We start from the raw sequence: 12292 nt of genomic DNA on the forward strand, positions 1-12292 counted from the left end.
CCGGGTACAGGACAGCAGTTACCCGCACATCCACGCCCGACACGGAGACGTCCATGGTCGTTCGGCTGCTGCACCGGGCACACGTGCGCGGCGCCCACCTGCACCTCGCCTCGCTGGCGACCATCGGCCTGTGCCTCGGCCTCTGGATCCGCGCCAAGACGGTCGACCAGGACGAGCGGGGCAACGCCGAACGGCGCGCGTTGTTCGTCGGCCTGTGGCCGCCCACCCTGTGGGTCATCGGGGACTCGCTGGCGGAGCACGAGTGACCCGCGCCGGCCGGTGGGTCTTCGGCAGGCTCGACGCCGGACAGGCGTGGCGGGACCTGGCGGGCAAGGGGATCAACTACGACGTGTCCGAGGTGCGCGGGCCCGCCTGGAACATCGACACGCACCGCCACGCCCTGCCCGCGGAACGGCCGGGGCCCCCGGAGCCGGACGGTTCGTGGGAGCAGGCGTGCCGGCTGGTGCGCGACTACGAGTTCTCCCCGCCGGAGATCGTGCGCGCGCTTTACGACCCGGACGCGCCGCTGGCCGGCCGCGACATGCTGCTCGAAGCCCGGTGGCACGCGATCCACTTCTACTGCGGGGTCCGCGTCACCGAGGTCGTCGACGAGACCCGGGACGACGGCCGCCGGGTCTGGGGCTGGGCGTACGAGACCCTGGACGGCCACCTCGAGCGGGGCAAGGTGACCTACCAGGTCGTCAAGCACCCCGGCAGCGGCCAGGTCGAGTTCGTCGCCGAGAGCTACTCGCAGGGCGCGCCGTCGCTGGGCCGGATCACCTTCCTCGGCTGGCGGCTGTTCGGCCGCCGCACCCAGTTGCGCTTCTACCGCCGCTGCGGCGAACGGCTGCGGGCGTTCACCGAAGCCGCGCTGCGCGGGGAGACGGTTCCGGCGAGCCCGCCTCCGCGCGTCGGGCCGCTGGTGACCGCGCCCTCCGACACGACCGTCTCCCGCCTGGACAGCCTGGCGATCCACCGCGTCGGACCGGGCTGAGCCCGGTTGAACCCCGCCCAACCGGGAAGCCCGCGGGAAAGCCACTCCGGGAGGCACCACCATGTCGCACACGCCCACCGCCGCGGGCACCGCCCGCACCGTCACGCAGACCCTCGCCGCGGTCGTCGCCGTCGTGTTCCTGCTCGTCGGGATCGCCGGGTTCATCCCGGGCCTGACCACCCACTACGACCAGCTCACCTTCGCCGGCCACCACTCCGGCGCGATGCTGCTCGGCGTGTTCGCCGTGTCGGTGCTGCACAACCTGGTGCACCTCGCGTTCGGCATCGCGGGCCTGGCGCTGGCCCGCAGCGCGCGCGGCGCCCGCGCCTTCCTCATCGGCGGCGGCGTCGTGTACCTGGTCCTGTGGCTGTACGGCCTGCTCGTCGACCACGGCTCGGGCGCCAACTTCGTGCCGGTCAACGACGCCGACAACTGGCTGCACCTCGGACTGGGAATCGGGATGATCGTGCTCGGGCTGTTCCCGTTGTCGGCGGGCCGCCCCCGCGCCGACACCCGCTGAGCCCCGGCCCGCCGCCGCGGGCGGGTGGCAGGATGAACCCATGAGCAACGTGGAGGCGGACCCCGCCGAGCTGGTGTGCGGCGACCCGCCCGCGCCCGCGCGCACCGTGACCCTGCTGACGCCCCGGGACGTCCCGCTGGGCGGACCGCGCGCGATGCGGGTGCGCCGCACCCTGCCGCAGCGGCAGCGATCCCTCATCGGCGCGTGGTGCTTCGCCGACCACTACGGCCCGGAGGACGTCGCGGCCACCGGCGGCATGGACGTCGCCCCGCACCCGCACACGGGCCTGCAGACCGCGAGCTGGCTGTTCACCGGCGAGGTCGAGCACCGGGACAGCCTCGGCACGCACGCCTTCGTCCGCCCCGGCGAGCTGAACCTGATGACCGGCGGGCACGGCATCGCGCACTCCGAGGTGTCCACACCGGACACCACCACGTTGCACGGCGTGCAGCTGTGGATCGCGCTGCCGGACGAGCACCGGCACACCGCGCGCGACTTCCGGCACTACGCGCCTCCGCTGGTCGAGGCGCCGGGCGCGACCATCCGCGTCTTCCTGGGCAGCCTGGCCGGCAGCACCTCGCCGGTGCCGGCCTTCACGCCCCTGCTCGGCGCCGAGCTCACCCTGGCGCCCGGGGCGCGACTGGAGCTGGACGTCGACCCCGCGTTCGAGCACGGCGTGCTGCAGGACATCGGCGGCGTGACCGTCGCGGGCACGACGCTGGCCGGCGGCGAACTCGCCTACCTGGCGCCCGGTTCGCCCACCCTGGAGCTGGTCAACGACGGCACCGGCCCGGCGCGGGTCCTCCTGCTCGGCGGCACGCCCTTCGCCGAGGAAATCGTGATGTGGTGGAACTTCGTGGGCCGCACCCACGACGAGATCGCCGCCTACCGCGAGGCCTGGCAGGCCGGGTCCGACCAGTTCGGGCGCGTCGAGGGCTACCAGGGCGCGGTGTCCTGGCTGCCCGCGCCCGAGTTGCCGCACGCGCGCATCAAGCCGCGCCGGAACCCGACGGCGTAGCGCCGCTGCGGGTTTTCGGCGTGCCGCCGCAGGGTAGACAGCACCAGCCGCCTTGAGCAGACAGGGCGCACAGGGGACTGGCGGCACGTGGAGATGACCGATCCGGACCGCGCCGCGCTGGTGCTCGACTTCGCGCCCGGCGACGTGCCCCCGCTGGTCGCGGTGCGGCGCTGGGCGGCGTCGGCACTGGCGGACCTGGGCGAAGACCACCTGACGGCGGTGCTGCTGGCCGCCACCGAGCTCGTCACCAACGCCTACGACCACGGCGGCGGCCCCCGGCGGCTGCGGCTGCGCCGGGACGAGGACCCCTGCCGGATCCACCTCGAAGTCGACGACGACTCCACGCTGATGCCGGTGCTGACCGGCAGCACCCCGGCGGAGCCGCGAGGGCGTGGCCTGCGCATCGTGGACACGGTCGCCCACGACTGGGGCAGCCGGCTCTCCCCGGACGGCGGAAAGACCGTGTGGGCGACCATCGACTGCGCCGCCTACGGCTGGGACCCCTGCCCGACCGCGCCGCCCGAGGTGTGAGCAGCCCCGCTCGCGCCGGCCCGGATAACCTGGGTGCCATGACGGAAGCCGCGGTCACCCCGGACCCCGACGTCGTCCGCGCGCTGCGGGCGTTGTCGAACCCGGTGCGCCTGCAGCTGCTGTCCTGGCTGCGCGAGCCCGAGCGGCACTTCCCCGTGGACCGGGCGATCGCCGATCCGGCCGAGGTCGGCGTGTGCGTGAGCCACATCCAGGCCAAGGCCGGGCTGGCGCAGTCGACGGTGTCGGCGTACCTGGCCGAGCTGCAGCGCGCGGGCCTCGTGCGCGCCACCCGGGTCGGCAAGTGGACCCACTACAAGCGCGACGAGCAGCGCATCGCCGAGCTGGTCGCCGTCCTCGGCGAGACCCTGTAGCGCTCCCCTGCTCCCCCGTGCCGGAGCCCACACGCGATCATATCGAAAATCTGCGATAATTCGATCCATGGATGATCTGGGCACATTCGGCATCTACACGTTCGACTTCGAGCACCAGCCTGCCGCGCTGATGCGCGAGTCGGTGCGGGAACTGGAAGAGCAGGGCTGGCGCGCGTTCTGGTTCCCCGAGGTGGGCGGGCGCGAAGCGTTCACGCAAGCCGCCGTCCTGCTCGCGGCCACCGAGCGGCTGCGGGTCGTCAACGGCATCGCGCAGATCTGGTCCCACCCGGCCCACTCGGCGCACGGCGCGGCCGCCCTGCTGGCCGACGCCTACCCCGGCCGGCACGTCCTCGGGCTCGGGTTCGGCGGCGAACCGCACCCCGGGGTCAAGCCGCTCACGGCCATGCGCGAGTACCTCGACGAACTCGACGCGCGGGAGTCCGCGGCGCCGATCCGCCGCATCCTGGCCGCCTACGGCCCGAAGATGCTCGAACTCGCCCGCGACCGCGCCGCGGGCGCGCAGACCTACCACGTCAACGTCGAGCACACCGCTCGCGCACGCGAGACCCTCGGCCCGGACGCGTTCCTGGCCGTCGAGCACGCCGTGCTGTTCGAGACCGATCCCACGACGGCCCGCGCGGTCGCCCGGGAGCACCTGCACACCTACCTGACCACGCCGTACAACATCGCGAAGTTCCGGCGCCTCGGCTACACCGAGGACGACCTCGCCCACGGCGGCAGCGACCGGATCGTCGACGACCTCGTGTTCTGGGGCGACCTGGAGACCATCACGGGCAAGCTGCGCCGTCACGTCGAGGCGGGCGCCGACCACGTCGTCGTGCAGGTCATCGGCATCGAGCCGGGGGCGACCGCACGGCCGTTCTGGCGCGAACTCGGCGAGGCGCTCCTCCGTTAGCGGGTTTCCTGTGGACTTCCTCAGGATGGATAGCGTAGCTTCCCGTATTGGATAGTGATGCTATCCGACTGGGAGGAGACACGATGACAACCCTGCTCGGCCGGGTCTCGGCCTGGCACCGCCCGATGACGTGGACCGCCGGGATCATGGCGGGCATGACCGTGGTGTCGCTGGGCGGCCTCGCGCTCGACGACCGGGTCCTGCTCGGCGCGCCGATCTGGCTCAAGCCGCTCAAGTTCGCCGTCTCGATCGCGCTGTACTGCGTGACGTGGGCGTGGATGCTCACGCTCCTGCGGCGCGGGCAGCGCCTGGCCGCGCGCGTGTCGACCGCGATCGTCGTGATCGTGCTGGTCGAGTACGCGATCATCGTGCTGCAGGTGGTCCGCGGGCGGGCGAGCCACTTCAACGCCGCCACCCCGTTCGACGCCACCTTGTTCACGGTCATGGGCATCTCGATCGCGGCGCTGTGGACGGGCACGCTCGTGCTGACGATCCTGTTGCTGCGCACCGAGATCACCGATCCCGCGGCGCGGTGGGCGATCCGGCTCGGCGCGGTCGTGTCGCTGGCCGGGCTCGGGCTCGGCGGGCTGATGATCGGCCCCACCGGTGAGCAGGTGCGATCCATGCGGGACGGCACGTTCGAGGGCCTGATCGGCGCGCACAGCGTGGGGGTCGCCGACGGCGGGCCGGGGATGCCCCTCACCGGCTGGAGCACGACGGGCGGCGACCTGCGGATCCCGCACTTCGTCGGCATGCACGCGCTGCAGGTCCTGCCACTGTTCGCGCTCCTGCTCACCGTGCTCGCCCGCCGGGTCGCGCGCCTGCGGTCCGAGGTCGTGCGGGCGCGGCTGGTGGCGGTGGCCGGGTTGGGCTACGCGGGCCTGGTCGCGCTCGTGACGTGGCAGGCCCTGCGCGGGCAGCCGCTGATCCACCCCGACGCTCGGACACTGGCCGCGCTCGCCGGGCTGGTGGGCGCCGTGGCGGCGGGCGCGGTCTGGTCGCTGGCCGCCGGTTCCCGTCGTCCGGAAGTGAGCGTGGCATGAGCACGACGGCCCTGTTCCAGATCACGTTCTACCTGGCCGCGCCGTTCTGGGCGCTGATGATCCTCGCGCCGGGGTGGTCGGTGACGCGGCGGATCATCGCGTCACCCTGGATCGTCCTCCCGCCCCTGGTGGTCTACACCGTGTTCGCGGTCGGCGACTTCGGCACGCTGTGGCCGGTGGTGAGCCGGCCGGACCTGGAGACGTTGCGGGCGTTCCTGGGCACGCCGGAAGGCGCGGCGGCGATCTGGGCGCACCTGATCGCCTTCGACCTGTTCATCGGCCGGTGGATGTACTCCGACGCGCGGGAGCGCGGGGTGCACCACGCGCTCGTGGCGCCGATCCTGGTGCTGACGATCCTGCTGTCGCCGTTCGGGTTGCTGACCTACCTGGTGGTGCGCCGGGTCGCCGCACGGCGTGCCACGATCGGCTCGTGGCACGTGTCGTCGCCGTCGACTGGTCCGGGCGAGCCGGCCCCGCGCAGCGCCGGGTGATCTGGGTCGCCGAGGTGATCCGCGGGGAGCTGGTGCGGCTGGAGAACGGGCGCAGCCGCGAGGAGGTCGTCGACTGGCTGATCGGGACCGCGACGCCCGATCTCGTGGTGGGGCTGGACTTCGCGTTCTCGCTGCCCGCCTGGTACCTGCGGGAACGCGGGCTGACCGCGCGCGGGTTGTGGGCGGCGCTCGCGGAGGAGTCGCTGACGCCGCTGATGCGGGAGCGCGGCCTGGCGCGGTGGCTCGCCGCGCCGGAGCCGCCGTTCTGGACCACCCGTAAGGCGCTGACGGGGCAGGAGTTCCGGCGCACCGAGGAAGCCGCGCGGGGCGCGGGGTTCCCGGCGAAGTCGGTGTTCCAGCTCGTCGGCGCGGGGCAGGTGGGCCGCGGGTCGCTGCACGGGATGCGGGCACTGCACCGGCTGGCGGGCGCCGGGTTCCGGATCTGGCCGTTCGACCCGCCGCGACCGCCGTTCGTGGCCGAGGTGTACCCGCGGATCTTCACCGGCGGCATCACCAAGAGCGACCCGGCGGCCCGCGCCCGCGCCGTCGCCGGGTTTCCCCCGGCGTTCCGGGAGGTCGCGGCGTCCACAGAGGACGCTTTCGACGCGGCGATGACGGCGCTCGGCATGGCGGCCGGCGGTCCGGGCGGTGGCGGGGACGAACTGGAAGGCGGCATCTGGGGCTGCTAGCTTCGCGGGAGTGGCCACGTTCGCGGAGATCACCCGGCACCACGACCCCGACCCGGACGAGAACCCGTGGGTGCACGGCCCGCCCGCGCCGTCGCCCGTGCGGATCGTGCCGTACGACCCGGACTGGCCGCGCCGCTACCGGGACCTGGCGGCCGGGATCCGGCGCGCACTGGGCGCAGCCGTGCTGGACCTGGAGCACGTGGGATCGACCTCCGTGGCGGGACTCGCCGCGAAGGACGTCATCGACATCGACCTGACCGTCGCCGACCCGCGGGCCGAGGAGACGTACGTGCCGCCGCTGGAGCGGCTGGGGTACGTGCTGACGATCCGGCAGCCGTCCTTCCACGAGCACCGCTGCCTGACGCTGGCCGGGCCGCGGGTGAACCTGCACGTGTACGGGCCGGACTGCCCGGAGACCATCCGGAACCGCCTCTTCCGCGACTGGCTGCGCACGCACCCGGACGACCGCGAGCGCTACCAGGAGGCGAAGCGGGCCGCGATCCCCGGCGGCGGCACCGTGATGGACTACAACGCCCGCAAGCAGCAGACGATCCGCGAGATCTACGACCGGATGTTCCGCGCCGCCGGGATGCTCTAGGCGCACGTTCCCAGGAGCGGACAAGTGGTCAGGCGCCCAGCGACCTCACGATCGAGCAGCTCCACCGCGCGGTCGCTCCCCGAGCCGGAGCAACCGCATTTCACCCGACCGGCGCGCCACCGAAGCCGATTTCGTTGCCGTCCGCGTCGCGGTAGGTGATCTTGCGGACGCCGTTGTCGTAGGTCTCCCGCTGGGCCGGTTCCAGGCCCCGCCCGGCGATTCCGGCGACCACCTCGTCGAGGTCGTCCACGAAGATCGTGTGCTGGGCGTGGCCCGCGTGCTCCGGCCGGTGCTCGATGTAGACGTACCGGTGCTCGGCCAGCTCCCACACCGCCTCGACGTCGTTCGGCTCGAAGGCGACGGCCCCGAACAGCCGCTCGTACCACTCGCGGGCGGCCGGGTAGTCGCTGACCGAGATGCCGGCGAAGAGATCCATGCGGCCCAGCGTAAAACCGGGTGCGCGGCGGCGGCGCGGTGGTGTGTGATCGACGATATGGCGAGCATCCTGGACGACGCCGTGCGCGCGCTGCGGGCCTGGCAGCACGACGACGCGCCGGTGCAGCTGCACCCGGGCGACGTCGGCTGGTTCTGGCGGTCCGGCACGGACGCGACGGCCGCGGCGGTCCGGACGTGGAGCCGGGACGGGCGGATCGTCGCCGTGGGGCTGCTCGACGAACCCGGCCTGCTGCGCCTCACGGTCGCGCCGGACGCCCGCCGGGACGAGGAACTCGCGCGACGGCTGGCCGACGACCTCGCCCGGCCCGAGCGTGGTGTCCTGCCCGCGGGCGAGGTGTTCCTCGAAACCCCGCCGGGCGCGCTGGTCCGGGACCTGCTGCGCGGCGACGGCTGGCACGACGGCGACGCCTGGACACCGCTGGTCCGCGACCTCGCCGAGCCCGTGCCGGACCCGGGCCTGCGGATCGAGGTGACCGGGCCGGAGCAGGCGCATGTGCGTGCCGCGGTGCAACGGGCCGCTTTCAACGGGTCGACGTTCACCGCCGAGCACTGGCGCGACATGGCGTCGGCCCCGCCCTACGCCGACGCGCGGTGCCTCGTCGGCCACGACCAGGACACGCCGGTGGCGGCGGTGACCGTGTGGTCCGCCGGCCGCGGCAGGCCCGGTCTGCTGGAGCCGCTGGGCGTGCACCGGGACCACCGCGGCCGCGGTCACGGCAGGGCGATCACCCTCGCCGCGGCGGCCGCGTTGCGCGAGCTCGGCTCGTCGTGCGCGTTCGTCTGCACCCCGAGCACCAACACCGCCGCCGTCGCCACCTACCGCTCCGCCGGCTTCCGGCAGCTCCCCGAGCGCCTCGACCTGCGCCGCGCCGCCTGACCCCGGCGCACTAGACCCGGCGCAGACCCCAGGCGACGAGGTCCGCCGCCAGCGACAGCAGTTCGGCCAGTCCCGCTTCGTCCTCACGCAGTTCGTCCGGGCGCCAGGCCAGGCTGATGACGCCGTTCCAGCTCGCCCAGAGCACCTTCGCGGCCTTGCGCGCGTCCATCGGACGGATCGTCCCCGCCGCGATGCCGCGTTCGATCGCGTCGATCATGCGCGCGTTCTGCTCGTCCACCCGGTGCGCGAGCCGGGCGGCGGTCTCGGCCGCGGCGGAGTAGTTCCCCAGCGGCGCGGGGAAGGCGAGCATCCGGAAGAACTCCGGCTGCTCGAGGTAGAAGCGCAGGTACTGCTCGGCGGCGGCTTCGAGCTGCTCGACCGGCGAGCGGTCCGGCGTGTAGGCGCGGTCCATGTACTCGCGGTCCACGTCCAGCGCCCGGTCCACGACCGCGGCGTGCAGGCCGGCCTTGGACCCGAAGTTGTTGTAGATCGAGCCGACCGCGACCCCGGCGCGCTCGGCGATCTCTTCGACGGTCACCTCGTCGACCGGACGGCGGGCGAAGATCTGTTCGGCCGCCGCGAGCAGGGCGTCGATCGTCCGCTGCTTCCGCGGATCACGCGCCTTGACGTCACCGGTGGGCATGCCGGACACCCTACGCGTTCCTGCATCCGTTGTAAGAACTCCCCGCTGCTGCTACCGTGAACCCACTCTTGCAACGATTGCAAGAAATGGGGAGGCGAGGATGCTGAGCCGAGCGCAGGCCGGAGGAACGACCCGGGACATCTCCTGGAAGCTCCGGAGTGAAGGGTGAGCAGGAGAGCAGACGCGCACAGGGAATCGGCGAAGATCCGCGACACCGCGACCATCGCCGAGCGCTACGGCGCGGCCTGGAACGCCGGCGATCTCGACGCGATCATGGCACTGCAGGGCGAGGACATGGTCTTCCACCTGCACGCCGAGGGTTTCGCACCGGCGACCGGAGCGGACGCGGTCCGGGCCCAGTTCGGCTACTTCCTCGAAGCCTGGCCGGACATGCGCTTCACCACCACCGCACTGAGCGTCGGCGACGCGATGTACGTCGACCAGTACCGCTTCGGCGCGACGCTGGTGAAGCCGTTCCCGCTGCGGGGCGAGCTCCTCCAGCCGACCGGCCGGCCGCTCGAAGTCGCGGGTGTCGACGTGATCACCGTCCGGGACGGGCTGGTGCGCACCAAGGACACCTACCTCGACACGCTCGCCCTGCACCGGGCGCTCCGGCCAGGAACGGACGCGCGCCCCGGCGCATGACCCAGGAGGAAACTCATGTCCCTGCCTGCTGAGCCGCGCTCGGTGCGGGTCGACGGCGCCCGGCTCGCGTACGTGGACCTCGGTGATCGCGCTGCCGAGCCCGTCGTCCTGGTGCACGGCTATCCCGCGAACCACCGCGCCTGGCGCCGCCAGATCCCGGCGCTCGCCGAGCACCACCGCGTCCTCGCCCTCGACTGGCTCGGCTGGGGCGCCTCGGAACGGCGGACCGATCTGCGGTTCGACTACGACACCGAGGTCGCCCGTCTCGGGCGCGCCTTGGACGCCCTCGGGATCGGCGACTGCAACCTGTTCGGCCACGACTACGGCGGCTTCCTCGCCCTCGGCTTCACGCAGCGCCACCCCGGGCGCGTGCGGCGACTGGCGATCCTCAACAGCCGCGCCCACCGCACCTTCGTGCCCGCCTGGTACGCAGTGTTCTCCCTGGCGGGCCTGCTCGGCCGCAGCAGGCTCGCGAACGCGTCCGCGAAAGTCCTGCCACTGGCCGGGATCAACTCCGCGGCCCTGCGGAAACCGTTGCGGGACGGCATTTTCGACCGCGCCACCCTCCGCGACTACCTGGGCTGGATGCGCGACCCCGAAGGCGCCCGCTGGGTACTGCACTTCTTCAGCCAGTACCGCGTCCCCGCCCGCGCCGACCTCGCCGCGGGACTGGGCGGCATCCAATGCCCCACGGCGATCGTGTGGGGCACCGGCGACGACTACCTGCGCACCACGATCGCCGAGGAGCTCGCCGCCGGGATCCCCCGTGCCGAACTGACCCTGATCCCGGGCGGCGGGCACTTCGTCATGGAGAAGGCGCCCGCCGAGGTCCTCGCCGCCCTGCGAAACCTCCTGGCCCGGGAGCGCACATCCGCCCGGATCTCCGAAAGCGAGTGACCCCAGGGACTCAGGACAACACCGCGACCACGTCGCCGACCGCGCGCTCCCCCGCGGCGTCCGAGGGCTTGTTCACCACCGCTCCGGCGACGACCATCGCGCTGGAGCCGCCGCCGTCGAGGTTCAGCGCGTCCACCGCGCCGAGCGACCGCATCAGCCGCGCGCCCTCCACCAGCGTCACGCCCTCGCTCACCCCGGGCTGCCGCCCGTCGACGGTCACCAGCAGCAGCCGGCCGCGCGCGTCGATACCGGCCATCGTGCGCGGCTGGCGCTGCTGCGACCACGCGTAGCCGAACGACAGGTCCCGCGGGTCCAGCACACCTTCGGTCGCGGCGTCGACCGCGAGCCGGCCGTCGCGGAGGAGCAGCGGCGCGGCGCTGACCACCGATCGCGGCATCACCGTCGGAAAGCCCGAGGCCTCCCGCACCCGCGAGTCCACCAGCAGCCGCCGCCCGGCCAGGGCGTGCGCGGTCAGCCAGTCCGCCGACGGCCCGATGCCCTGCACCGCGGACTGCCCGGGCAGCAGCACGCCGCCCCGCGCCCCCACCGAAACCACCACGCCCGACGCGTCGAGCACGACCTGCGTGCCCGCCCCGGCAGGCAGGGCCGCGCCGAACGCGTCGGTGAACAGCACCAGCTCGTCCGCGCTGGTGCAGGTGAAGTCCTGGCGCGGCGCGGTCGTCGGCACCGCGCCGGGCCGCCCGCAGTTGCGCAGCACACCCGGCTTGCGGTTCACGCCCTCCACGGCATGCGTCGCCCCGCCGGACCGGACGGTGACCGTCGAAGTCAGGTTCGCGATCCGCGGCCGCCCCGGGCCCAGCACGAGCGCCGCCCGCGAGCCGGCCGACAGCGACTCCAGCCGCCCGTCGTACGCCGCGAGCCCGGCCGGCACGCCCTGGTACCCGTCGGCGTCGGAGGTCACGAAGAACCCGCCGTTGACGGCCACCAGCGCGCCCAGTCTCGAGGCCAGGGTGGAGGTCTTCTCCCGCGTCGCGACCGTTTCGCCGTGGGAGGCCTCGACCGAACCGCGGAACGCGCGCGGGTCGATGACCGCGACGTGCACCCGCTCGGCGTCCGGGGCCTGGTCCACGTCGTAGCCGGTCCAGGCCGCCGTCGCGGTCGGGAAACCCGCCGCCCGCAGCGCGGTCACCGCGGCCTGCGCCTCGGCCTGCGTGGCGTACTTCCCGGTCCGCACCCGCACGCCCGCGACCCCGCGGGGCGTGTCGGTGTAGGACGGCCAGCGCACGGCCTCCTGGCGCGCCGGAAAGCCCGCTGCCGCAAGGCGATCCGCCGTCGTCGACGCCCACTCGGCGCTGCCCAGGTCGGCGACCGTGGCGGCGCCGGTCAGCACGTTCGTGGCGGGCGCGGCGACGGTGACCGTCCAGTACGGCGCGGTCGGCCGCTGCAGCACGCCCGAGCGCACCTCCACACCCGGCGCGACCGCGGTCGTGGTCCAGGTCAGGCCGTCCCCGCCCCAGCCGGGTTCGGGCGCGGCCTGCGCGGGGGCGGGCAGGGTCGCGGCGGCGAGCGCCAGGCAGGCGGCGGCCTTGATCTTCAACGCGAGCACGCCGGGCAGTCCAGCCGCGGCACCCGACGGGCAGCC

General features: G+C 73.5%; 17 protein-coding genes. 14 read left to right on the top strand and 3 right to left on the bottom strand.

Features of this window, described 5'->3' with window-relative positions; all coding sequences use genetic code 11:
• Window positions 1–53: 53 nt before the first annotated feature.
• The 11 genes from AMY39116_RS0322410 (at window position 54) to AMY39116_RS0322460 (ending at window position 7171) form a co-directional block, all read left to right on the top strand.
• Entirely contained in the window at window positions 54–266 is a 213-nt protein-coding gene (locus AMY39116_RS0322410) for a hypothetical protein (protein ID WP_020419867.1), read from the top strand.
• Entirely contained in the window at window positions 263–994 is a 732-nt protein-coding gene (locus tag AMY39116_RS0322415) for a DUF1990 family protein (RefSeq protein WP_020419868.1), read from the top strand. Before AMY39116_RS0322410 ends, AMY39116_RS0322415 begins: the two co-directional genes overlap by 4 nt.
• Before the next feature lie 61 nt (window positions 995–1055).
• The gene (locus AMY39116_RS0322420) at window positions 1056–1514 is read left to right on the top strand and encodes a DUF4383 domain-containing protein (protein WP_020419869.1); all 459 of its coding nucleotides are present in this window, start codon (window positions 1056–1058) and stop codon (window positions 1512–1514) included.
• A gap of 40 nt (window positions 1515–1554) precedes the next feature.
• Window positions 1555–2532: a pirin family protein gene (locus AMY39116_RS0322425; protein WP_020419870.1), complete on the top strand. Its 978-nt coding sequence runs from the start codon at window positions 1555–1557 to the stop codon at window positions 2530–2532.
• Between the two features lie 93 nt (window positions 2533–2625).
• Window positions 2626–3063 carry an ATP-binding protein gene (locus AMY39116_RS0322430; protein WP_039791692.1) on the top strand — a complete coding sequence of 146 codons (438 nt, stop codon included), beginning with the start codon at window positions 2626–2628 and terminating at the stop codon, window positions 3061–3063.
• A gap of 38 nt (window positions 3064–3101) precedes the next feature.
• Window positions 3102–3434 (top strand): helix-turn-helix transcriptional regulator, encoded by a 333-nt coding sequence (locus tag AMY39116_RS0322435; RefSeq protein ID WP_020419872.1) that lies wholly within the window; start codon window positions 3102–3104, stop codon window positions 3432–3434.
• 67 nt (window positions 3435–3501) lie between these two features.
• The gene (locus AMY39116_RS0322440) at window positions 3502–4350 is read left to right on the top strand and encodes a TIGR03620 family F420-dependent LLM class oxidoreductase (RefSeq protein ID WP_020419873.1); all 849 of its coding nucleotides are present in this window, start codon (window positions 3502–3504) and stop codon (window positions 4348–4350) included.
• Between the two features lie 83 nt (window positions 4351–4433).
• Complete coding sequence (locus tag AMY39116_RS0322445; RefSeq protein WP_020419874.1) at window positions 4434–5393, top strand: hypothetical protein; 960 nt, start codon at window positions 4434–4436, stop codon at window positions 5391–5393.
• A complete protein-coding gene (locus AMY39116_RS0322450; RefSeq protein ID WP_020419875.1) occupies window positions 5390–5884 on the top strand; it encodes an ABA4-like family protein in 495 nt (164 codons plus the stop codon). The genes AMY39116_RS0322445 and AMY39116_RS0322450 overlap by 4 nt, the downstream gene beginning before the upstream one ends.
• Window positions 5824–6573, top strand: a complete 750-nt coding sequence (locus AMY39116_RS0322455; protein ID WP_020419876.1) for a hypothetical protein — start codon at window positions 5824–5826, stop codon at window positions 6571–6573. The genes AMY39116_RS0322450 and AMY39116_RS0322455 overlap by 61 nt, the downstream gene beginning before the upstream one ends.
• 10 nt (window positions 6574–6583) lie before the next feature.
• Window positions 6584–7171, top strand: a complete 588-nt coding sequence (locus tag AMY39116_RS0322460; protein ID WP_020419877.1) for a GrpB family protein — start codon at window positions 6584–6586, stop codon at window positions 7169–7171.
• Between the two features lie 100 nt (window positions 7172–7271).
• Here the strand turns inward: AMY39116_RS0322460 and AMY39116_RS0322465 are convergent, their stop codons facing one another.
• The gene (locus AMY39116_RS0322465) at window positions 7272–7607 is read right to left on the bottom strand and encodes a VOC family protein (protein ID WP_020419878.1); all 336 of its coding nucleotides are present in this window, start codon (window positions 7605–7607) and stop codon (window positions 7272–7274) included.
• A gap of 57 nt (window positions 7608–7664) precedes the next feature.
• On the opposite strand from AMY39116_RS0322465, the gene AMY39116_RS0322470 reads away from it, so the two are divergent.
• Window positions 7665–8504, top strand: a complete 840-nt coding sequence (locus AMY39116_RS0322470) for an N-acetyltransferase (RefSeq protein WP_020419879.1) — start codon at window positions 7665–7667, stop codon at window positions 8502–8504.
• Between the two features lie 10 nt (window positions 8505–8514).
• On the opposite strand, the gene AMY39116_RS0322475 is transcribed toward AMY39116_RS0322470, so the two are convergent.
• Window positions 8515–9147, bottom strand: a complete 633-nt coding sequence (locus AMY39116_RS0322475; protein WP_027936143.1) for a TetR/AcrR family transcriptional regulator — start codon at window positions 9145–9147, stop codon at window positions 8515–8517.
• A 165-nt stretch (window positions 9148–9312) separates the two neighbouring features.
• Between AMY39116_RS0322475 and AMY39116_RS43420 the strand changes: the two genes are divergently transcribed.
• Together AMY39116_RS43420 and AMY39116_RS0322485 are read left to right on the top strand one after the other, a co-directional pair.
• Window positions 9313–9792 (top strand): nuclear transport factor 2 family protein, encoded by a 480-nt coding sequence (locus AMY39116_RS43420; protein ID WP_020419881.1) that lies wholly within the window; start codon window positions 9313–9315, stop codon window positions 9790–9792.
• 15 nt (window positions 9793–9807) lie between these two features.
• Window positions 9808–10689: an alpha/beta fold hydrolase gene (locus AMY39116_RS0322485; RefSeq protein WP_027936144.1), complete on the top strand. Its 882-nt coding sequence runs from the start codon at window positions 9808–9810 to the stop codon at window positions 10687–10689.
• Between the two features lie 10 nt (window positions 10690–10699).
• Here the strand turns inward: AMY39116_RS0322485 and AMY39116_RS0322490 are convergent, their stop codons facing one another.
• Window positions 10700–12256: a phosphodiester glycosidase family protein gene (locus AMY39116_RS0322490; protein WP_020419883.1), complete on the bottom strand. Its 1557-nt coding sequence runs from the start codon at window positions 12254–12256 to the stop codon at window positions 10700–10702.
• Window positions 12257–12292: the final 36 nt, after the last annotated feature.

This window comes from Amycolatopsis sp. ATCC 39116 (assembly GCF_000231075.2).
GTDB classification, from domain to species: Bacteria; Actinomycetota; Actinomycetes; order Mycobacteriales; family Pseudonocardiaceae; genus Amycolatopsis_E; species Amycolatopsis_E tucumanensis.

Excerpts from the sequence above, each read along its gene's own strand:
- AMY39116_RS0322410 (WP_020419867.1), top strand. The coding sequence starts at position 54 with ATGGTCGTTCGGCTGCTGCACCGGGCACACGTGCGCGGCGCCCACCTG.
- AMY39116_RS0322420 (WP_020419869.1), top strand. The coding sequence starts at position 1,056 with ATGTCGCACACGCCCACCGCCGCGGGCACCGCCCGCACCGTCACGCAG.
- AMY39116_RS0322425 (WP_020419870.1), top strand. The coding sequence starts at position 1,555 with ATGAGCAACGTGGAGGCGGACCCCGCCGAGCTGGTGTGCGGCGACCCG.
- AMY39116_RS0322430 (WP_039791692.1), top strand. The coding sequence starts at position 2,626 with ATGACCGATCCGGACCGCGCCGCGCTGGTGCTCGACTTCGCGCCCGGC.
- AMY39116_RS0322435 (WP_020419872.1), top strand. The coding sequence starts at position 3,102 with ATGACGGAAGCCGCGGTCACCCCGGACCCCGACGTCGTCCGCGCGCTG.
- AMY39116_RS0322440 (WP_020419873.1), top strand. The coding sequence starts at position 3,502 with ATGGATGATCTGGGCACATTCGGCATCTACACGTTCGACTTCGAGCAC.
- AMY39116_RS0322445 (WP_020419874.1), top strand. The coding sequence starts at position 4,434 with ATGACAACCCTGCTCGGCCGGGTCTCGGCCTGGCACCGCCCGATGACG.
- AMY39116_RS0322450 (WP_020419875.1), top strand. The coding sequence starts at position 5,390 with ATGAGCACGACGGCCCTGTTCCAGATCACGTTCTACCTGGCCGCGCCG.
- AMY39116_RS0322465 (WP_020419878.1), bottom strand. The coding sequence starts at position 7,607 with ATGGATCTCTTCGCCGGCATCTCGGTCAGCGACTACCCGGCCGCCCGC.
- AMY39116_RS0322470 (WP_020419879.1), top strand. The coding sequence starts at position 7,665 with ATGGCGAGCATCCTGGACGACGCCGTGCGCGCGCTGCGGGCCTGGCAG.
- AMY39116_RS0322475 (WP_027936143.1), bottom strand. The coding sequence starts at position 9,147 with ATGCCCACCGGTGACGTCAAGGCGCGTGATCCGCGGAAGCAGCGGACG.
- AMY39116_RS0322485 (WP_027936144.1), top strand. The coding sequence starts at position 9,808 with ATGTCCCTGCCTGCTGAGCCGCGCTCGGTGCGGGTCGACGGCGCCCGG.